The following is a 20369-nucleotide window of genomic DNA, read 5'->3' on the forward strand; positions in this document are numbered from 1 at the left end:
TAATTGAAGCACGTATGCTTCCACTTTTTTAATAACGCTTAAATGTGCGTTCATCCCTACTAAGCGTATATGCCGTTCAAGTTGAAACCTCTAGAGTGTCATTCAATCAGTCATCATGTAGAAATGTTTTCAGCCTAAGACATTTCTTCTCTTTCCATGTGTGTCTCATTTACTCTTCTCTATCAACGGTTATATTCATATGTAAATATAAAATTACTATACGTTTGTTCAGTAGGATTGTCAAGTGCTCTAAGAGCGTTCAATCTGCTTCTTTAGACGCTTTACATCTTGAAGAGAAATCCCAAACTCAGAAGCAAGCTCCATCGAAGTATTGTTTTGCTCTTTTGAAATAAAATCATGAAAATTCACGTTAAACAGTTGATTTGCACCATTTGTAACAGAATGCCCTTTTTCATTCATACGCATACGTATATCCCTCACATTCAATATGGATGTTTTACTTTTTATTGTTCCATATTGATTAAAGAGTTATACATAAACGAAAAAGCTATTAATTCCAAAGAAATCCATGGGGGTTATTGCCCACAAATAACGGGATAAATGAACAAAACATACAACAATGTATAAAAAAGAGAGGATTGTATTATCCTCTCTTCTTAAGCAAGACTATTTGCTTTCCACAATTAAGGTCACCGGACCATCATTGATTAAAGAAACATCCATCATTGCTCCAAACTTCCCTGTTTCTACATGCAATCCTTGCTTACGTACTTCCTCATTAAAGAAATCGTATAAACGCTCTGCATAGTCAGGTTTGGCAGCATCCATAAAGTTTGGACGTCTTCCCTTGCGGCAATCTCCGTATAATGTGAATTGCGAAATTGATAGAACTTGTCCTTCTACATCAAGTACAGAATGATTCATCTTTCCGCTCTCATCTTCAAAAATACGTAAGTTCGCAATTTTTTCTGCAATGTAAGTTGCATCTTTTTCTGTATCTTCATGCGTAATGCCAACTAGTAATGTTAAACCGAACGGAATTTGTCCTACGATCTCACCGTCTACTGTGACAGACGCTTCTTTTGATCGTTGTAAAACAACTCTCATCTTTTCTACACTCCCTATTAATGCATCATGCGTCGTACTGCATAAATTTCTGGAACACGTTTAATGCGTTCTACTACTTTTTTCAAGTGCTGTAAGTTACGAATAGAGATTGACATATTAATTGTCGCCATCTTATTACGGTCACTTCTACCAGAAACTGCTGAAATGTACGTTTTCGTCTCTGTAACAGCTTGTAATACTTCGTTTAATAAACCACGGCGATCGTAACCTGAAATTTCAATATCAACGTTATACTCAATTTCTTTTTCAGGACTGCCTTCCCACTCTACTTCTAATAAACGTTCTATAGCTTCCTCTGTATGAACATTTACACAATCACGGCGGTGAATTGATACGCCTCGACCTTTCGTAATATATCCAACGATATCATCACCAGGTACTGGGTTACAGCATTTTGATAAGCGAATTAATAAATTATCCGCACCGCTCACTTTAACGCCAGAATCCCATTTTCGAATTTTCATCGGTTTACGAACTTCTTTAACTTCAACAATCTCTTCTTCTTCACGTTGCTTACGGAACTTGTCCGTTAGTCGCGTAACAATTTGTGATGCAGTAATGCCATTATATCCAACTGCTGCAAACATATCTTCTTCATTTGCAAAGTTGAATTTTTCAGCAACACGTTTTAAATTGTCAGGAGCTAACACTTCTTTCATCTCATACTCTAGGCTACGCACTTCTTTCTCAACAAGTTCACGGCCTTTTTCCATATTTTCATCTCTACGTTGCTTCTTAAAGAATTGACGTATTTTGTTTTTTGCATGAGATGTTTGAGCTAGTTTCACCCAATCTTGACTTGGTCCATACGAATGTTTCGATGTTAAAATTTCAATGATGTCACCTGTTTTTAATTTATAATCAAGCGTCACCATTTTCCCGTTTACTTTTGCACCAATTGTTTTATTCCCAATCTCTGAATGCACGCGATATGCAAAGTCAATTGGAACAGATCCAAGTGGCAATTCCATTACATCGCCTTTCGGTGTAAAGACGAATACCATGTCAGAGAATAAATCAATTTTTAACGACTCCATAAACTCTTCTGCATTAGAAGCTTCATTTTGCCATTCTAATATTTGACGGAACCATGTAAGTTTCTTCTCTAATGTGCCTGTTGTTTCTGCTGTTTTTCCTTCTTTATACGCCCAGTGTGCCGCGATCCCGAATTCTGCAATCTCATGCATTTCTTTCGTACGAATTTGCACTTCAAGTGGATCACCTTTCGGTCCAATTACAGTCGTATGAAGAGATTGATATAGATTTGCTTTCGGCATTGCAATATAATCTTTAAAACGACCTGGCATCGGCTTCCAGCACGTATGAATAATTCCAAGTACTGCATAACAATCTTTAATACTATTTACAACGACACGTACAGCTAATAAATCGTAAATTTCATTGAACTGTTTATTTTGCAGTGCCATTTTACGATAAATGCTGTAAATATGTTTTGGTCTTCCAGAAATTTCAGGTTGAATTGCAACTTCGTCTAATTTCTCACGAATACCAGTCATTACTTCGTCTAAATACTCTTCACGTTCTGCACGTTTACGCTTCATTAAATTTACAATACGATAATATTGCTGTGGATTTAAGTAGCGAAGTGACGTATCCTCTAGCTCCCATTTAATAGTACTAATTCCGAGTCTATGTGCTAAAGGTGCAAAGATTTCTAACGTTTCATTCGCAATGCGACGCTGCTTCTCTTGAGGCAAATGTTTCAGTGTACGCATGTTATGAAGACGGTCAGCTAGTTTAATTAAAATAACTCGAATATCTTGAGCCATTGCAATAAACATTTTGCGATGGTTTTCTGCTTGTTGTTGCTCATGAGATTTATATTTAATCTTTCCGAGCTTTGTCACACCATCAACAAGCATAGCAATTTCTTTATTAAATTCCCGTTCAATATCTTCTAATGTAATCTCTGTATCTTCTACTACATCATGTAAGAAACCTGCCGATACTGTAGCTGGATCCATGTGTAAATCAACTAAAATACCTGCAACTTGAATTGGATGAATAATGTACGGTTCACCCGATTTTCTGTATTGTTCGCTATGCGCATCGCGTGCATATTCATAGGCACGTGCTACTAGCTCAATATCTTCATCTACTAAATATTGACTTGCTTTCTCGAGTACCTGTTCAGCTGTTAGTACCTGCTCATTTGCCATCGAATCACCTTTTATTGAAAATTGACTTTATCTTTAATTAAATAGAATAAATTATATTCTATCATTATAACCCAATGATTGTGAATTGTGAAAAGGAAAAGATTTTACTGACATTTCACCATAATTTTTTGTTCAATTATACAAAAGTACCCGCTCCTCTCCAAGAGATTCACGGGTACTTTTTATCACCGTAGTTTTACTATATAGTGATTAGTATTTTTCTAATACTAATACATCGTAACCATCTAACATTTTACGACCATCTAAGTAAGTAAGTTCTACTAAGAATGCAATTCCTGCTACAACTCCGCCTAGCTCTTCAACTAACTTAATTGTCGCTTCAATTGTTCCGCCTGTAGCTAATAAGTCATCTGTAATTAATACGCGTTGACCTGGCTTAATTGCATCTTTATGGATTGTTAAAACATCTTTACCATATTCTTTACCGTAGTCAACTGTAATTACTTCACGTGGTAATTTTCCTAATTTACGAACTGGCGCAAATCCTACTTCTAACGCATAAGAAACTGGGCAACCGATAATGAAACCACGAGCTTCTGGTCCTACTACAAGATCGATGTCTCTCTCTTTTGCATACTCAACGATTGCATCTGTTGCTGCTTTGTATGCTTTACCGTCGTTCATTAACGGTGTAATGTCTTTAAACACAATACCTTCTTTTGGATAATCCGGTACAATTGCGATATGTTGCTTGAAATCCATATTTCTGAATCCTCCTCAGATCTAAAAGGTTTGTAAATACAAATCCTTTACCCTAACTGTTCTACTTCTTTATGATTACGAATCGTTTCAAACCATGTATATAGTTGCTGATATGTGCTATAAACCAATTCTTTTTCTAATTGTAAGTGGTTCATTTTCTCACGATATGTGTTCGATTCAATTAAATCACGCTTTTGTTTTTTGTCTGCCATAAAAATGACGCCATCTTTTATTGTAACAAATTCTAACTCAAAAAACACCTGTGTCATGAAATTTACTGTATCTTTTGACCAACCTTTATGTTGGCATAGTTGCGCTCCATATTGTCTTAAAGAAAATGGTGCTTTTTGGCTCAAGAAAGAATAGTACCATTTAAAGTGTTCTCTCGTTGGAACAGTACTAAATAAATGATTATTCTCTTGATAAAATAGTGTATAAATTCGCGATGGGAACCCAACTTTAAATAGCTCTCGTAATTCATCTGTTCCTTTTGGTAAATCAAGGAACACGACGTATTGATCATCTAACTGCGTAACTTCTGATGCATGCATCATATACTCTTTATAGTCTTCTAAAGAAAATTTATTCAATACCTCTTCAGAAAAATACACCATTTTTATCTTTTCTTTTGGAAGTTCTGCTACATTCGCTTCTACGTTACGCATACTGCGCCAATCAAATAATTGCCATGCCTCTACAGCAATATCTTGCACCATTAATTGCGGCTTCTTAAAATTATTCCATTCATTGATAGACGCTTCCCCGATTACAGATACCTTTGCAACTGGAGAAATTTCTTTCGCATACGCGCCAAAACCAAATCCAATTGTATCCAGTGTCGCTTGTCCATCACGAAGAGCCATTTTTAAATGTGAACCGTCTGATCCAATTGCACGAATACTTTCTAAATCTGCATCTTTCACTGCAATACGTGGCTTTGGATTTCCAACACCAAATGGCGCTAACTTTTGCATATCTTCAATTGCTGCAAGTGTTACATCCTCCACTTTACAAAAGACATCAACAGCTGTAATTGGAATAAAGTCTTCTTCTGTTAAAATTGTATCTGCTTGTTCATTTAAGCGGCGGCGTAATTCATCTACATCATTCATATGTAGCGTCATTCCCGCTGCCATCGGATGCCCCCCGAAGTGTGGTAATAACTCTCTACAATCTGACAAGTTTGCAAACAAATCAAATCCTGCAATACTACGTGCTGAACCTTTCGCTGTTTCTTTCACAGGATCAATGCTTAATACAATCGTCGGACGATAAAAACGTTCAACTAATTTAGAAGCGACAATTCCAATGACACCCGGATTCCATCCTTCTTTTGCAAGCACTAACACTTTATTTTCTTCAGGCGGGAAATTATTTTCCACTTCAGCGATAGCTTCTTCTGTAATTTGCTTTACAATATCTTTTCGCAATTTGTTCAACTCATCAATTTCTTCAGCAAGCTCTTTCGCTTCTTCTGGATCCTCTGATAATAAAAGATGTACAGCTGGCGTAGCATCTTCTAAACGTCCAACAGCATTAATACGAGGTGCAATTGAGAAGCCAATACTCTCTTCTGTAATTTCACTTTGCGAAACGTTAGCAACTTTAAATAGCGCCTTTAGTCCGATATTTTTCGTCATGCGCATATGTTTTAGACCACGCTTCACTAGCAATCTATTTTCACCGTGAAGTGATACTAAATCGGCTACTGTACCAATTACTGCAATTTCTAATAAATGTTCTGGTACACGGCCTAATAGTGCATGTGCAACTTTAAACGCAACACCTACACCAGCTAAATAGTGAAACGGATACACACCGCCATCTAATTTCGGATGAATAATCGCAAGTGCTTCTGGCAATTCCGGTGGTGGCTCATGGTGATCCGTAATAATAAGATCTATCCCAATTTCCTTCGCTACCTTCGCTTCGTGTACCGCTGCGATACCAGTATCGACAGTAATAATTAGTGAGAATCCTGCGCTATGCGCCCAACGGAATGCTTCTTCGTTTGGTCCATAACCTTCTGTAAAACGGTTTGGGATATAAAATTCTACGTCTGCACCTAATTCTTGCAAGGCAAGATATAAAACAGTCGTACTACTTACTCCGTCCGCATCGTAGTCACCAAATATTAATATTTGCTCTCCATTTTGAACCGCCTTATTTACACGCTCTACCGTTCTATCCATTCCTTCTAATAAAAATGGATCATGAAATTCTTGATTTTCTGTATTTAAAAAATCTAAAATCTTATCTTCTGTATCTAATCCTCTGCCGAGGAATAACGAAACGACAAGTGGTGATAATTGTAATTTACTTGCTAATTCACTCACTCGCTCGCCATTATATTCTTTTTCTTTCCAACGCGTCTTCGGTTGTAACACGAAATCACCCCTTAACCTGTTCATTATACAAGACAGATTAAGGGGTGACAATATAATGCAAACTACGATGCAATATCTATATACTAAAATGTTACTAATGTTTAATTTGGAGAATACGGATTTATATGTACAAACACATTTTGTACGTTATCTTGCTTCATAAGCGTTTCTTTTACATGCTTTCCAATGCGGTGCCCTTCTTCTACAGTAATGTATGGATCTACAGAAACTTTAATATCAACAATAACGTAATGACCATGCTCCCTTGCATATAAAGAACCAATTTTTTTCACACCATCTATTTGAAGTACGGCTTCTCTAAGCGGAATAACATCTTCCTCATGAAGAACATGATCAAGCGTTGCATGAATTGCTTCTGCCCCAATACTCCACGCCATTTTTGCAACAAGAAGTGAAACAAATAATCCTGCAATTGGATCGGCATATACAAGCCAATCTAACCCGAACTTATCACCCATAATCGCTGCACAAATACCGATTAAAGCTGCAATTGAAGAAAATACATCCGAACGGTGCTCATATGCATTTGCAATAATTGCATCACTATTTACTCTCTTCCCTAATCGGAATTTATATTGAAACATTCCCTCTTTCACGATAATTGAAAGAACAACAGCAAAAATCGTAATTCCTTTCGGTGGTTCTAGTTCTTGAGAAAAAGCTTTTATAGACGAAATCGCTATCTCGATTCCCACAATAAATAATAATACTGCAACAATAATCGCTGAAATCGATTCCGCTTTACCATGACCATACGGATGATCTTCATCGGGCGGCTGCTTTGCTGCTCGCAATCCAAACAGTACAGCTAGTGAACCAATTACATCTGACGCAGAATGCACCGCATCCGCTAATAGCGCTTTACTGTTCCCAATATAACCAATTACCGCCTTTACAATCGCTAATATAATATTACCAACGATCCCGACAATAGCACCAAACTCGGCCTGTTTAAAACGTTCATCTTTTTCCATAATTAAAATCCCTTCTTTTCTTAACCTATCTTTTTATTGTAACAAAAACAGCGATAACATCCCCACTTTCTTCCATTTCACATTTTAAAAGTTGCTATCTTATTGTATCCACAAACGAAAAAAGAGATGCCTCATAAAGAGACATCATCTTTTTTATACTTGCGGTTCAGATTCTACTTTCTCAACCTTTTTCTTGTTTTTGCCCTTTTTCAAACGACGGTTTTCAAGCATTAACCAAATTTGAGAAGCAACGAAAACAGAAGAATACGTACCTACAACTAATCCGACAAGTAATGCAAATGAGAAGTTACGTAGTGACTCACTACCGAAGATAAGTAACGCAATTACCGGGAATAACACTGTTAATACGGTGTTAATGGAACGACCAAGCGTTTGACGAATACTTGCATTTACGATCTCTTCTAAGTCTTTTATATCGCGAACTCGTTTTTTCTGTTTGTATAATTCACGGTTTCTATCAAATGTAACAATAGAGTCATTAATAGAATAACCGATGATTGTTAACACTGCAGCGATAAACGTTAAGTCTACCTCTAATTGGAAAATACTAAATATAACAACCATAACGAATGCGTCATGTAATAATGCAAGTACTGCAGATAATGCGTACGTAAATCTGAATCGAATACTTACGTATAAAATGATAACCGCAGAAGCTATTAATACTGCGATAAACGCATTTCTTGCAATTTCTTTCCCAATTGTCGGTGAAACTGTACTTACGTTTGGATCTGTACCATATTTATCGTGGAAGAATGTTTTTGTTTTCGCAATTTCATCTTTTGATAGAACACCTAATGTACGAACTGCGAATCCTTTATTGTCCTCTCCAGTCGGTACAATATTTTCTTCCTTCACATCAATTTTCAATTCTTTAAAATCTTTATGAACATCAGAAACAGTAACTGCTTGTTTTGATTGCAAGTCGATACGTGTACCACTCGCAAAGTCAATACCAAGATTCAATTTGAAAATTGGTAAAATAATTGCACCTGCAATTACAACTACAATCGAGAAAACAAGGAATTTATGACCGATATTTACGAAGTTAATACGATCAAATCTTGTCGGTGGATGTACTACACCTTTTGTTAATGGAATAATATCCTTTTGTTTCACACCAAAGTATCCTGGTTTCTTATCGAAGTAACGGCTCTTTACAAGTAGACTTAGTAAGAAACGAGTACCGAATACGTTCGTAATGAAACCGACTAAAATACTTACGATTAAACTTGTTGCGAACCCTTTTACAGAGCTATTACCATAAACGAATAATACACCAGCTGCTGCAAGTGTTGTAATGTTCGCATCTAAAATCGTTGCTAATGAACGATGGTTACCAGCACGGAATGCTGACATCATTGACTTACCAATTTTCAGCTCTTCTTTCAGTCTCTCGTACGTAATAATATTCGCATCAACTGCGATACCTACCCCGAGCACTAACGCCGCAATACCTGGCAACGTAAGCACTGCATGCATCCAGTTAAAGACAAGTAATGTAACGAAAATGTATAGACCTAACATAATAACCGCTACAATTCCTGGTAAACGGTAGAATACAAGCATAAATAAGAAAATAAGAGCGATACCAATCGCACTAGCGAAAATTGTTTGTTCTAACGCTTGTTGACCAAATTTCGCTCCAACAGATGTTGAATACATTTCTTTTAAATCAACAGGAAGTGCACCTGCATTTAATAAAGATGAAAGTTGCTTCGCACTTTCAACTGTGAAGTTTCCACCTACGATAGATACTTCAGCTTGATTAAACACTTGGCTTACTGTTGCTGCTGATAAGAACTTCGGATTTGGTTTTGCAGATTCTGCTTTGTACGAATCTTTTCCTTCTTCAAAATCAAGCCAAATTACCATTAAATTCGTTGGTGGTGGCATTTTTGAAATTTTTTCAGTTACTTCACGGAATTTTTCAGCGCTCTTTAGTGTAAGACCTACGCTCGCACGGCCTTGCTCATCAAATGTTTGTTTTGCTCCGCCGCCTTTTAAATCCGTTCCGTCCATAAGAAGGTTGTCATCTACATCACGAAATGTTAATTTCGCTTGTGTTGACAACATCTCACGTGCTTTTTGCTGATCTTGTACACCAGCAAGCTGTACACGAATTCGATCTTGTCCTTCAATTTGAATGTTCGGCTCACTTACACCGAGTACATTGACACGATTTTCAAGAGCACCTACTGTACTTACAAGTGCCTCTCGGTCAATTTTATCACCTTTTTTGGCTGGTTTTACTTCATACAGAATTTCAAAACCACCGCGAAGGTCTAGTCCTAGACTAATTCCTTTTGCTATGTCTTTTCCTGCCGCACCAATTACTCCACCGATTAATAAAACGATGAGGAAAAAGGCGGCAATTCTCGTACCACGCTTTGCCATATGTACCCTCTTTCCGCTACTAACACTTCAAATAAATCTCTTACGATTCACTTTCACACGTGTGCATACGCCTAGTTAGTAGACTTCCTTTCTATAATTTTGCTAGTTCCTCACTAGCTGTGTCGGTAAGTTTTTCACAATACCTACACTTTCATTATTTATTTTCTCTCTTCACTACCCCCTTTATATATAATCTTAGACATAATTATTTCCTCTTTATCAATACCTATCATTATACTGCAAAAGGAAGAACAAACCAATTGCAGTCGGTTATTTATTTTCATATTCATCAAATGACCAAAGTGGCGCTTGATATGCTTCAACCGTTAAATAAGTCATATATTCATTAGCACTTACTGTTAATACGTCATTAACTAATTCATACAATCTAACATCGCTGTCTATCTTCTTCCACTTTTTCACTTTAAGAAACTTCCAAATGTCATCATCTGTTACTCGGTCATAACCGAACATGTGAAACTCTTCTACTTTACTTTCTAAAACGACTTGTAACTGTCCGCGGTATGATTCTACCAAAGCCTCTCTATCTAACATACATAACATCTCCTTCTTATTTCAGCACGAAAAGTCGCTTTTAATCCCGCTCTAATGGACAGCAATAACTACTTTCAAGAGCACTCTCTTAAATGCTTGTCATTCTTGTCTCGTACGTGCATATAAATTATTGTAAATCATTCCACTGATTTTGAGAAGGTAGGAGAAGACCATGACGAGACAAAGCTTTTTAAAAGGCGCATTTATTTTAATGATTGCCGGCTTTATTACCAAAATACTAGGATTTATTAATCGTATTGTAATGGCACGTATTTTAGGAGAAGAAGGCGTTGGCCTTTATATGATGGCTGTCCCTACATTTATTCTAGCAATTACATTAACACAAATTGGTCTTCCTGTCGCAATCGCAAAATTTGTAGCAGAAGCGGAAGCTGTAAACGATAAACAAAGAGTAAAAAAAATATTAACAGTATCATTAGCTGTTACATCTGTTATTAGTATCATTTTAACAATTGGAATTATGCTCCTCACACCTATTTTAGCAAAAACATTATTAACTGACGAACGAACGTACTATCCATTAATGGCCATTTTACCTGTCGTTCCTGTTATTGCTGTTTCTTCTGTTTTACGCGGTTATTTCCAAGGGAAGCAAAATATGAAACCTAGCGCTTACGCCCAAGTTATAGAGCAAGTTGTCCGCATTACAATTATCGCTATATGCATTCAATTATTTTTACCTTATGGCGTAGAATATGCAGCAGCTGGCGCTATGTTATCAGCCGTTCTCGGTGAAGTTGCATCATTATTATTTTTACTCACTTTATTCCAGCGCGAAAAACATTTATCTATACGCTCTGGATTTTTCACTACTGTAAAGGAAAGCAAGCGGACATTTTATTCTCTTATGGATATTGCACTTCCAACTACAGGAAGTCGCTTAATCGGTTCCGTTTCCTATTTTTTTGAACCTATCGTCGTTATGCAAAGCTTAGCGATTGCCGGCGTTGCCGCTTCCGTCGCAACTCAGCAATACGGTATATTAAACGGTTATGCCTTCCCGCTCTTATCACTGCCAGCCTTTATTACATACGCTCTTTCTACAGCACTCGTTCCATCTATTAGTGAAGCAATGGCCAAAAGACAACATAAATTAGTAGAACACCGCTTGCAACAAGCTCTGCGCATCTCATTAATTACTGGCGGCTGGTCAGTTGTTATATTATACGTATTTGCTTCTCCTGTTTTAACTCTTATGTATGGATCGGACAGTGCAACAGCATTCATCCAGCTCCTTGCACCTTGCTTTTTATTTCATTATTTCCAAAGTCCACTTACCTCTGTTTTACAAGCTTTAAACTTAGCACGCGCGGCCATGATGAATACATTTATTGGCGCAGTCGTGAAATTAATCGTTATTTTTGTACTAGCTTCAAGGCCAGAGTTTCAAATGATGGGGGTTGCCCTTGCAATTGCAGCAAATATAGTAACAGTAACATTTCTTCATTACGCTACCGTTTTAAAGAAAATTACATTTACCATTTACGCAAAAGACTACATTTTCGGCGGACTTGCCATCGGTATTGCAGGCTCCTTCGGTTTTTACCTTCATAAGTATATGATTTTCTCTCATTCACTTGGCATACAAACATTATGGGAAATTACTTTAACCACACTCGTTTATATTGTGCTCCTCTTCATTTTCAAACTCATTCGAAAAGAAGAGTTAAGCCGTCTTCCTATTATTCGAAAGCTTTCATTTTTGAAGTGAACGGGCTTACTATGTCGTATAGTAAGCCTCTAGCTTTCTTTCGAATCAACAAAAAATTCTCCATTTTGAAAGCTGCAATATAAAATTTTTGTTGTATCGTTATAACCTAAGTTTTTTAATTTCCCAATAAGCCATTCATCTGTATGCTCAATCATTTGTAAATGACTAGATTGAATTTCTCCATCAATAATAAGCGGAAGAGTAAACTGTAATGCATCCTGTTTACCTTTTTGTTTTTGAAAAACAGATAACTTCCCAGATGGTTCTAAAATAGCATATTCTACATCCCTAATATCTCCGACTCCCTGCTCCCTTAATTGCATCATTAAATCATCTATATTATATCGCTGGTTTCTCATCTTTTTTTCATCAATTTTTCCAGCATTAATAATAATCGCTGGTTCTCCTTCTATCAAATGTCGAAATCGTTGAAACTTTAATGAAATGACTGACAAAATGATTTGTATACACATAAGAAAGGTCATCGGAACTAATTGATGCCAAAGTGATTTGTCGGTATTTTCAATTGCTACTACAGCCATTTCACCAAGCATAATAAATACGACTAAATCTAATACACTTAATTCTCCTATCTCACGTTTACCCATAAGGCGAAAGATAATTAAAATGATAATATACAAAAGCGTGGTCCGGCCAATTACCGATATCCATTCCATTTCTACATCTCCTTTTTCACATATAGGCTCCCCTTTAAAAAAGAAACTAGTCTAACTTAGGCAAAAGGAAAATATGCTTGTATTAAAAAGGGGGAATGTATAAATGGATGGAACGAAAAAATTATCAACTGCAATCGGCTTCGGTATCGTTACCCTATTAATTCTCGCAACAGTTACTAGCATGATTATGGCTCTTTTATTAAAGTTTACAGATATGAATGAAGGCACATTAGCTGTTACTATTTTTATACTAGCTCTTTTATCTATGCTCATATCCGGATTTGCTGCTGGTAAAAAAGCACAAGGAAAAGGTTGGCTAGTAGGCTTCACTACAGGACTTACATTCACCACACTTGTTTTTCTAGTTAACTATTTAGGCTTCTCTCAAACTTTATCGAACTCACAGTTACTTTACCAATTAGCCTTAATGGGTGCGAGTACACTCGGTGGTATTTTCGGTGTAAATATGTCCAAACAAAACAACTAAAAAAGGCCCTGCACATTTCATGCAGGGCCTTCCTCATTAGTTTTTCACAACTTCACGAATCGCATTGCGATCGAAAGTTAAGTGTGAACCACCAGATTTAATAACGATTTTCGTATCATCTACTGATTCGATTGTACCGTGTAAACCACCGATTGTTACGATAGCATCACCTTTTGCTAACTCACTTTGCATTTGAGCAACTGCTTTTTGACGTTTTTGTTGCGGGCGAATTAATAAGAAATAGAAAATCGCAAACATCGCAACGATCATAACGATATTCATCATACCTGGATTCATCTTTTGTTCCTCCTTTTAAATTATGTATTAGAAGTTTTTAGCATTCGGTTTATTAAAGCCATACTGTTCAAAGAACTCTTCGCGGAAATCGCCAAGACGGTCTTCACGAATAGCTTGTCTCACCTGCTCCATTAAGTTTAACAGAAAATGCAGGTTGTGATAAGACGTTAAACGAATTCCGAACGTTTCATCACATTTCATTAAGTGACGAATGTACGCACGAGAGTAATTTTTACATGTATAGCAATCACAATTCGGATCAAGCGGACCGAAGTCTCTTGCGAATTTCGCATTTTTTACAACTAGACGGCCTTCACTTGTCATACATGTACCATTTCGAGCGATACGAGTTGGAAGTACGCAGTCAAACATATCAATACCACGAATTGCACCATCGATTAACGAGTCAGGAGAACCTACTCCCATTAAATAACGTGGCTTATTATCTGGAAGAAGCGGCGTTGTAAATTCAAGTACACGGTTCATAATATCTTTCGGCTCACCTACAGATAAACCACCTACAGCGTAACCAGGGAAGTCCATTGAAACAAGGTCTTTTGCACTTTGGCGACGAAGCTCTTCGAACTCTCCGCCCTGTACAATACCGAATAAACCTTGATCTTGTGGACGTTCATGCGCTTTTAAACAACGCTCTGCCCAGCGGCTTGTACGCTCTACAGACTTCTTCATATATTCAAAAGTTGCTGGGAATGGAGGACATTCATCAAATGCCATCATAATATCTGATCCTAATGCATTTTGAATTTCCATCGCTTTTTCTGGTGATAAGAATAATTTATCTCCATTTAAGTGATTACGGAAGTGAACGCCTTCCTCTTCAATACGACGGAAGTCACTTAAACTGAATACTTGGAAACCACCAGAGTCCGTTAAGATTGCACGATCCCAGTTCATAAATTTATGCAAACCGCCTGCTTCACGAATAATTTCGTGACCTGGGCGTAGCCATAAATGATACGTATTACTTAAAATAATGCCAGAATCCATTGCTTTTAATTCTTCTGGTGACATTGTCTTAACTGTTGCAAGTGTACCAACTGGCATAAATGTTGGTGTATCAAATGAACCGTGCGGCGTATGTACACGTCCTAAACGCGCACCCGTTTGTTTACAAGTTTTAATAAATTCATAACGAATTGCTGTCATAATTTACTCCTTTTATTTGTTTCCCATTTTAGCGTGAGACGCAACGAACATTGCATCACCAAAGCTAAAGAAACGATATTTTTCTTTTACTGCTTCATTATAAGCATGAAGTACATTATCTCTGTTTGCAAATGCACTTACAAGCATAATTAATGTTGATTTCGGTAAATGGAAGTTTGTAATTAAACCATCAATTGCTTTAAATTCGTAACCTGGGTACATAAAAATGTCTGTCCAGCCAGAAGCAGCACAAAGCTTGCCTTCATGATCTGTCGCAATTGTTTCTAACGTACGAGTTGAAGTCGTACCTACCGTAATAATACGTCCACCACTCTCTTTCACACGATTTAACAATGCTGCTGTCTCTTCAGACATATGGTAATATTCTGCGTGCATATGGTGTTCTTCAATCGTATCGGCAGAAACTGGTCTAAATGTTCCAAGCCCTACGTGAAGTGTAATGAAAGCTAACTCGACGCCTTTTTGTTTTAACTTCTCTAGTAACTCTTCTGTAAAGTGAAGTCCTGCTGTCGGCGCTGCTGCTGAACCGATTTCTTTCGCATATACTGTTTGATAGCGATCGCGATCTTCTAGCGTCTCTTTAATATATGGAGGAAGTGGCATTTCTCCAAGTTCATCTAAAATTTCATAGAAGATGCCGTCATATGAAAATTCAAGCTGACGTCCACCTTGATCTGCAGTTCCTGTACAAGTTGCTTTTAATTTCCCTTCGCCAAAAGAGATAACAGTTCCTTCTTTTACACGTTTCGCTGGCTTAACAAGCGTTTCCCACTTATCGCCTTCTTCTTGTTTTAGTAGAAGCACTTCAATGTGCGCGCCTGTATCTTCTTTCACACCGTGCAAACGAGCTGGCATTACTTTCGTTTCATTTAAAACTAAGCAATCCCCCTCATGTAAGTAAGAAAGAATGTCAGTAAAATGTTTATGCTCAATATCGCCTGTTTCACGGTCTAACACCATTAATCTTGATGTTTCACGTTCTTCTAATGGGACTTGTGCAATAAGTTCTTCTGGTAAATGAAAATCAAACAGATTAATATCCATAACTATATCCACCTATTTCTTATTTGAATCGATTTATTATATACATAATAAAAGATAATATAATACTTAACACAATACATGTAATGATAGGAAAATAAAAGGTAACGTTTCCTTTTTTCACAAAAATATCGCCTGGAAGCCTTCCAATGAACTTCCAAGCTAATCCAACAACGATGAGTAAGATACCTGCTGTAATAAGCAATTTTGGCATCTCCGTCATATTTTTGGCATCTCCATTCCGAAATGCTCATATGCAAGTGGCGTTACAATTCGGCCTCTTGGCGTTCGTTGTAAAAAGCCTATTTGTAATAAATACGGCTCATACACATCTTCAATCGTATGAGATTCTTCTCCAATCGTTGCGGAAACCGTTTCTAGCCCAACTGGGCCCCCACGGAATTTCTCAATAATACCAAGCAATAATTTATGATCGATGTGATCTAGACCTAATTTATCTACTTGCAGTAGTTCTAACGCCATTTGTGTAATTTCCATTGTAACTGTTCCGTTACCACGAACTTGTGCAAAATCTCGTACACGTCGTAATAAACGATTCGCAATACGAGGCGTACCACGAGCACGTCTTGCAATTTCTAGTGCAGCTAACGAATCAATTTCAACTTCAAACACTTCTGCTGTACGTTCAACAATCGCAGAAAGCTGATCTACTGTGTAATACTCTAATCTTGAAAGTACCCCGAAACGATCACGTAGCGGCGCTGATAATGCTCCCGCACGTGTTGTTGCTCCAACTAATGTAAATGGAGGTAAATCTAAACGTACAGACCGTGCTGACGGGCCTTTTCCAATTACAATATCAAGGCAAAAATCTTCCATCGCAGGATATAGTACTTCTTCAATTGATCTATGCAAACGATGAATCTCATCAATAAATAATACATCCCCTGGCTGAAGCGATGTTAATACGGCCGCTAAATCTCCTGGTCTTTCAATTGCTGGACCTGAAGTTGTTCTAACATTTACGCCCATTTCATTGGCAATAATATTCGCAAGCGTCGTTTTACCCAGTCCTGGCGGTCCATATAGAAGCACGTGATCTAACGTTTCTTCACGCATTTTCGCTGCTTCAATAAACACTTCTAAATTATGTTTCGCTTTATCTTGGCCAATATACTGACGGAGCGTCTGTGGCCGTAATGAATACTCTAAATCCGCATCTTCATATGCAGATTCCCCTGAAAGGAGACGTTCGTCCATTATACTCACCTCTTACCATTTAGTAAAAGACTAAGTGCCTTTTTAATATACTGATCCGTCGTTAATGATTCTTTTAATAGCTCTGGTACAACGCGAGAAACTTCTCGTTCTGCGTATCCAAGTGCGCGCAGAGCTTCCAGCGCCTCATCAAGCTCAGCTGATGAACCTTTCTTCTCATCAAAACGTTCTTCGTCTGAGAATAAATCAACAAATGCATCTGGTACAACGTCTGCTAGTTTTCCTTTTAAATCTAAAATCATTTGGCGCGCTGTTTTCTTTCCGACTCCCGGGAACTTCACTAAAAACTTCTCGTCTTCATGTTCAATTGCTTGAACGACCTGGCCTGTTTGACCAGAAGCTAATATCGCAAGAGCGCCTTTTGGTCCAATGCCAGACACACCTAACAACTTTGTAAATAATAAACGCTCTTCACGTGTTTTAAACCCGTAAAGTGCCATAATATCTTCTCTCACATAATGATATGTATAGACACGGATTTCTTGCTTACTTCTTTGAAATACATACGGATTCGGTGTGAAAATTTGATAACCAATTCCATTATGATCAATTACGACATATTCCGGCCCTACATACTCCACGTAACCTGTAACATATTCAAACAAAATACGATCTCTCCCTCTTAAATCATGTATTCCATTTTAACATATTTAATGATAGAAAAGCGAGACTACCCCAACAAATGTTCTCTATTTGAAACTTCTGTTATTTTCCATTGACAGAAAGCATAAAGCACCTTAATATACAGAGGTCGATAATGATTATCAATACTAATTAAAGGGGTTACATCAGGATGAAACAGAAGCTATTTATTTTATTTACTATTATGCTAGTTGTTCTTTCTATCGTTGGCTGTTCTTCTCAAAAAGAAGAAGCAAAAACAAAAGAACAACCGAAAACAAAAGTTGTAAAACACGCTAAAGGGGAAGCGACAATTCCAGTAAATCCAAAGAGAATTGTTGACTTATCTGGATCAACAGAAGAATTATTACTTCTTGGACACAAACCTGTTGGTACAGCAAATACATATAAAGATAAAATCCAAAATCATTTAACAGAGAAATTAGATGGCGTAAAAGCAGTGGGTTGGTACTGGGCACCTAAAGTTGATTTAGAAGCTGTTACTGCTTTAAAACCAGACTTAATTATTTTAAATAATCGTCAATTGAAGATTTATGACCAATTAGAAAAGGTTGCACCGACAGTTGTTTTAGAAACAAACTTAGAAGACTGGCGCGGTAAGTTTAAAGAAGTAGGTAAACTATTTGACGAAGAAAAGAAAGCAGACAAATGGATTGCAGATTATGATAAAAAAGCAGACTCTCTATCTAAAAAAATTAAAGAAAAAACAAAAGATGAGAACTTTATGTTCGTCGCAGTTACACCACAAAACTTCCGCGTATACGGTAGCTTCGGATACGGTGACATCATCTTTAACGACTTAAAACTTCCAGCAACAAAAGGCACAGATTTAAAACAAACGATGGCGCAAGTATCGCTAGAAGGTCTTGTTGCATTCCAACCTGATCAAATGTTTATAGTAAACTTTGGCGGCGAAGCTGATAAAGTTTACGAAGACTACAAAAACAGTGCCGTCTGGAAAGACAATAAAGCTGTGAAAAACAATCATGTATATGAAGTATCAAACGAAATCTTCAATACGAAAGCTTTCAATCCAATCGGAAAAGATATGCTAATCGATGAAATCGCAAAACAAATTTTAGATAAAAACAAGTAAAAAAAGCAGCTCACCATGAGCTGCTTTTTTTCTTATTTTGCACTGCATATTGTTTCATTTTTTCAATCGTCTTCACAAAACCTTCTTTTGATTTAATTCGAATACCACGCTTCAATTTCGCGCGCTCATAACTCTCAAGCTTTTTCATATCAATTTGGAAGAAGGAATGAATCGCATTATCACTTTTCGGTACACCTTTAAAAATTTGTAATATCCCTTCCTCTGACACACCAAAATAACCACTCGTCTTTAATAACGGAGAAATATCATCAACTTTCTTTTGTAGTACGATTTGTACATCATCACGATCAACGAGCTGCCATTCTTTATACTGCTGTAAAAACTTTTCTAAATCCGCCACTTTTTCTGTAAAGATTTCCTCACTTACTTCTCCATCAACATACATACGCTCTAATAAAATTGTAACTTCCGGCTCTTTTTCTGTTATTTTTGGTACTGGCCCTTCCGCCTTCACATTCGTTTCATAAAAGAAACAAAACATCATAACGAAAGCTTGCATCGCAATCAGTATCCATCTCATTTCCGTTCACCTCTTTTAGGCAAGATCAAACTTTCATTAGTAGTTTTTCCGGAAATGGGGGTTTTATCCCTAATTCATAGATTACTCTCATTAAGACTTATAGAGTGCAATGATTTCTACCTATTTCGAAACGTATTGATTACGTGAAAACTTTTTTATATCTTTATTTGATTGTACCGTCGCTATATAAACCCCAATTAATACGATTATCATCCCAACTATTTGTCGCCACGTAACAGCTGCTCCATACAATACAACTGATATACCAGTAGCCACAATAGGAGTTAAATTTAAATACATACTCGCTTTGCTTGCACCTAGTTCTTCTACCCCTTTATTAAACACGATATATCCAACTAACGTCCCGCATACGACCATATACAACATTTCTATCCATCCCTGTAAAGAGAGCGTCACAACCTTTCCCCATCCATCTTCATATAGAGAAAGGCCTGCTAAAAACACAGTACCCAATACCGTCATACTCATTGTAGTTAACAAAGAGGAGACACCACTCATAACTTTTTTTCCTGTTAAGCTATATAACACCCCACAGGTTAAAGCAGCTATAAATAAAAGATCTCCCTTATTAAACGACAAAGACATAAGTATATTCATTGAACCACCCGTAATAACAACTATTACACCGACAAGAGACAAAGTTAAACTTATTCCGACTTTTATACTCCAAGACTCTTTAAAAAACAATATCGCTCCCAATGTTACAAAAACGGGCATTGTAGCAATAATAAGCGAGCCATTCAGAGTGGAAGTATAGTTAAGACCCATAAAGAAAAAAACATTGTAGCCAAAAATACCTGTTAACGATACGAATAACAGTCCTTTCCAATTCTTTAATAACAAACTTGTATTCCACTCAGATTTCATAAACACTATGCCTATTAGAATACAACCCGCTAAACCAAAACGAATTGTTGCCGCAGTAATCGGTGGAATTTCAGTAATAACATGCTCTGCTGTTGCAAAAGACCCACCCCAAAATAAAGGAACAAGTAACATAATGATATACATACGATTTATTTTTTTCATTTTTATTACCCCTTTCAAGTAAATAAGTTTAA

Annotated in this window: 20 protein-coding genes and 1 other annotated feature (1 of these 21 cut by a window edge); of the genes, 3 read left to right on the forward strand and 17 right to left on the reverse strand. The window is 37.0% G+C overall.

Translation table 11 applies throughout. From position 1 onward, the window contains the following. Positions 1 to 195, reverse strand: a binding site (T-box leader) (it extends 36 nt beyond the left edge of the window). Between the two features lie 54 nt (positions 196 to 249). The 8 genes from AAG068_RS22105 to AAG068_RS22140 all read right to left on the reverse strand — a co-directional run bounded on the left by AAG068_RS22105 (position 250) and on the right by AAG068_RS22140 (position 10347). Continuing rightward, the gene (locus AAG068_RS22105) at positions 250 to 426 is read right to left on the reverse strand and encodes a hypothetical protein (protein WP_001242605.1); all 177 of its coding nucleotides are present in this window, start codon (positions 424 to 426) and stop codon (positions 250 to 252) included. A 201-nt stretch (positions 427 to 627) separates the two neighbouring features. Further along, positions 628 to 1068 (reverse strand): D-tyrosyl-tRNA(Tyr) deacylase, encoded by a 441-nt coding sequence (locus tag AAG068_RS22110; protein ID WP_001266956.1) that lies wholly within the window; start codon positions 1066 to 1068, stop codon positions 628 to 630. A 17-nt stretch (positions 1069 to 1085) separates the two neighbouring features. Continuing rightward, positions 1086 to 3269, reverse strand: a complete 2184-nt coding sequence (gene relA, locus AAG068_RS22115; protein WP_342715821.1) for a GTP diphosphokinase — start codon at positions 3267 to 3269, stop codon at positions 1086 to 1088. 210 nt (positions 3270 to 3479) lie between these two features. Next, positions 3480 to 3992, reverse strand: coding sequence for an adenine phosphoribosyltransferase (locus tag AAG068_RS22120; RefSeq protein ID WP_000346214.1), 513 nt, complete (start codon positions 3990 to 3992; stop codon positions 3480 to 3482). A gap of 47 nt (positions 3993 to 4039) precedes the next feature. Further along, positions 4040 to 6379, reverse strand: a complete 2340-nt coding sequence (recJ, locus tag AAG068_RS22125) for a single-stranded-DNA-specific exonuclease RecJ (RefSeq protein ID WP_342715822.1) — start codon at positions 6377 to 6379, stop codon at positions 4040 to 4042. Between the two features lie 101 nt (positions 6380 to 6480). Beyond that, positions 6481 to 7374, reverse strand: a complete 894-nt coding sequence (locus tag AAG068_RS22130) for a cation diffusion facilitator family transporter (protein WP_342715823.1) — start codon at positions 7372 to 7374, stop codon at positions 6481 to 6483. 153 nt (positions 7375 to 7527) lie between these two features. Beyond that, positions 7528 to 9792, reverse strand: coding sequence for a protein translocase subunit SecDF (gene secDF / locus AAG068_RS22135; protein ID WP_342715824.1), 2265 nt, complete (start codon positions 9790 to 9792; stop codon positions 7528 to 7530). A 270-nt stretch (positions 9793 to 10062) separates the two neighbouring features. Beyond that, positions 10063 to 10347, reverse strand: a complete 285-nt coding sequence (locus tag AAG068_RS22140; protein ID WP_029440002.1) for a post-transcriptional regulator — start codon at positions 10345 to 10347, stop codon at positions 10063 to 10065. A gap of 172 nt (positions 10348 to 10519) precedes the next feature. Here AAG068_RS22140 and spoVB point away from each other — a divergent pair, with 172 nt between their 5' ends. Next, complete coding sequence (spoVB, locus tag AAG068_RS22145) at positions 10520 to 12079, forward strand: stage V sporulation protein B (protein WP_342715825.1); 1560 nt, start codon at positions 10520 to 10522, stop codon at positions 12077 to 12079. Positions 12080 to 12108: 29 nt separating this feature from the next. Here spoVB and AAG068_RS22150 read toward each other — a convergent pair whose 3' ends face one another. Beyond that, positions 12109 to 12756, reverse strand: coding sequence for a DUF421 domain-containing protein (locus tag AAG068_RS22150; protein WP_342715826.1), 648 nt, complete (start codon positions 12754 to 12756; stop codon positions 12109 to 12111). A 103-nt stretch (positions 12757 to 12859) separates the two neighbouring features. Here AAG068_RS22150 and AAG068_RS22155 point away from each other — a divergent pair, with 103 nt between their 5' ends. Beyond that, on the forward strand, positions 12860 to 13243 hold the full coding sequence (locus tag AAG068_RS22155) for a TIGR04086 family membrane protein (RefSeq protein ID WP_342715827.1): 384 nt from the start codon (positions 12860 to 12862) through the stop codon (positions 13241 to 13243). A 36-nt stretch (positions 13244 to 13279) separates the two neighbouring features. Here AAG068_RS22155 and yajC read toward each other — a convergent pair whose 3' ends face one another. From yajC to ruvA, 6 genes are read right to left on the reverse strand one after another with little or no spacing between them, the layout of a single operon-like run. Then, positions 13280 to 13540 (reverse strand): preprotein translocase subunit YajC, encoded by a 261-nt coding sequence (gene yajC, locus AAG068_RS22160; protein ID WP_048531388.1) that lies wholly within the window; start codon positions 13538 to 13540, stop codon positions 13280 to 13282. Between the two features lie 27 nt (positions 13541 to 13567). After that, the gene (tgt, locus tag AAG068_RS22165; RefSeq protein ID WP_000125362.1) at positions 13568 to 14707 is read right to left on the reverse strand and encodes a tRNA guanosine(34) transglycosylase Tgt; all 1140 of its coding nucleotides are present in this window, start codon (positions 14705 to 14707) and stop codon (positions 13568 to 13570) included. Between the two features lie 12 nt (positions 14708 to 14719). After that, positions 14720 to 15772 (reverse strand): tRNA preQ1(34) S-adenosylmethionine ribosyltransferase-isomerase QueA, encoded by a 1053-nt coding sequence (gene queA / locus AAG068_RS22170; RefSeq protein WP_342715829.1) that lies wholly within the window; start codon positions 15770 to 15772, stop codon positions 14720 to 14722. 19 nt (positions 15773 to 15791) lie between these two features. Beyond that, positions 15792 to 15992, reverse strand: a complete 201-nt coding sequence (locus AAG068_RS22175) for a DUF2905 domain-containing protein (RefSeq protein ID WP_342715830.1) — start codon at positions 15990 to 15992, stop codon at positions 15792 to 15794. Beyond that, positions 15989 to 16990, reverse strand: coding sequence for a Holliday junction branch migration DNA helicase RuvB (gene ruvB, locus AAG068_RS22180; protein ID WP_048557571.1), 1002 nt, complete (start codon positions 16988 to 16990; stop codon positions 15989 to 15991). The genes AAG068_RS22175 and ruvB overlap by 4 nt, the downstream gene beginning before the upstream one ends. 5 nt (positions 16991 to 16995) lie before the next feature. Then, entirely contained in the window at positions 16996 to 17613 is a 618-nt protein-coding gene (ruvA, locus tag AAG068_RS22185; protein ID WP_000464508.1) for a Holliday junction DNA helicase RuvA, read from the reverse strand. Positions 17614 to 17801: 188 nt separating this feature from the next. Here ruvA and AAG068_RS22190 point away from each other — a divergent pair, with 188 nt between their 5' ends. Next, positions 17802 to 18746, forward strand: a complete 945-nt coding sequence (locus AAG068_RS22190) for an iron-hydroxamate ABC transporter substrate-binding protein (protein WP_342715831.1) — start codon at positions 17802 to 17804, stop codon at positions 18744 to 18746. Between the two features lie 10 nt (positions 18747 to 18756). On the opposite strand, the gene AAG068_RS22195 is transcribed toward AAG068_RS22190, so the two are convergent. Beyond that, positions 18757 to 19287 carry a BofC C-terminal domain-containing protein gene (locus AAG068_RS22195; protein WP_342715832.1) on the reverse strand — a complete coding sequence of 177 codons (531 nt, stop codon included), beginning with the start codon at positions 19285 to 19287 and terminating at the stop codon, positions 18757 to 18759. Positions 19288 to 19407: 120 nt separating this feature from the next. Continuing rightward, positions 19408 to 20337, reverse strand: a complete 930-nt coding sequence (locus AAG068_RS22200; protein WP_342715833.1) for a DMT family transporter — start codon at positions 20335 to 20337, stop codon at positions 19408 to 19410. Between the last annotated feature and the right edge of the window lie 32 nt (positions 20338 to 20369).

Source organism: Bacillus paramycoides, assembly GCF_038971285.1.
GTDB lineage: Bacteria > Bacillota > Bacilli > Bacillales > Bacillaceae_G > Bacillus_A.

Bases quoted from the DNA above. Each gene is read 5' to 3' on its own strand.
- AAG068_RS22105 (WP_001242605.1), bottom strand. From the start codon at position 426: ATGCGTATGAATGAAAAAGGGCATTCTGTTACAAATGGTGCAAATCAA.
- AAG068_RS22110 (WP_001266956.1), bottom strand. From the start codon at position 1,068: ATGAGAGTTGTTTTACAACGATCAAAAGAAGCGTCTGTCACAGTAGAC.
- relA (WP_342715821.1), bottom strand. From the start codon at position 3,269: ATGGCAAATGAGCAGGTACTAACAGCTGAACAGGTACTCGAGAAAGCA.
- AAG068_RS22120 (WP_000346214.1), bottom strand. From the start codon at position 3,992: ATGGATTTCAAGCAACATATCGCAATTGTACCGGATTATCCAAAAGAA.
- AAG068_RS22130 (WP_342715823.1), bottom strand. From the start codon at position 7,374: ATGGAAAAAGATGAACGTTTTAAACAGGCCGAGTTTGGTGCTATTGTC.
- secDF (WP_342715824.1), bottom strand. From the start codon at position 9,792: ATGGCAAAGCGTGGTACGAGAATTGCCGCCTTTTTCCTCATCGTTTTA.
- AAG068_RS22140 (WP_029440002.1), bottom strand. From the start codon at position 10,347: ATGTTAGATAGAGAGGCTTTGGTAGAATCATACCGCGGACAGTTACAA.
- spoVB (WP_342715825.1), top strand. From the start codon at position 10,520: ATGACGAGACAAAGCTTTTTAAAAGGCGCATTTATTTTAATGATTGCC.
- AAG068_RS22150 (WP_342715826.1), bottom strand. From the start codon at position 12,756: ATGGAATGGATATCGGTAATTGGCCGGACCACGCTTTTGTATATTATC.
- AAG068_RS22155 (WP_342715827.1), top strand. From the start codon at position 12,860: ATGGATGGAACGAAAAAATTATCAACTGCAATCGGCTTCGGTATCGTT.
- yajC (WP_048531388.1), bottom strand. From the start codon at position 13,540: ATGAATCCAGGTATGATGAATATCGTTATGATCGTTGCGATGTTTGCG.
- tgt (WP_000125362.1), bottom strand. From the start codon at position 14,707: ATGACAGCAATTCGTTATGAATTTATTAAAACTTGTAAACAAACGGGT.
- queA (WP_342715829.1), bottom strand. From the start codon at position 15,772: ATGGATATTAATCTGTTTGATTTTCATTTACCAGAAGAACTTATTGCA.
- AAG068_RS22175 (WP_342715830.1), bottom strand. From the start codon at position 15,992: ATGACGGAGATGCCAAAATTGCTTATTACAGCAGGTATCTTACTCATC.
- ruvB (WP_048557571.1), bottom strand. From the start codon at position 16,990: ATGGACGAACGTCTCCTTTCAGGGGAATCTGCATATGAAGATGCGGAT.
- AAG068_RS22190 (WP_342715831.1), top strand. From the start codon at position 17,802: ATGAAACAGAAGCTATTTATTTTATTTACTATTATGCTAGTTGTTCTT.
- AAG068_RS22195 (WP_342715832.1), bottom strand. From the start codon at position 19,287: ATGAGATGGATACTGATTGCGATGCAAGCTTTCGTTATGATGTTTTGT.
- AAG068_RS22200 (WP_342715833.1), bottom strand. From the start codon at position 20,337: ATGAAAAAAATAAATCGTATGTATATCATTATGTTACTTGTTCCTTTA.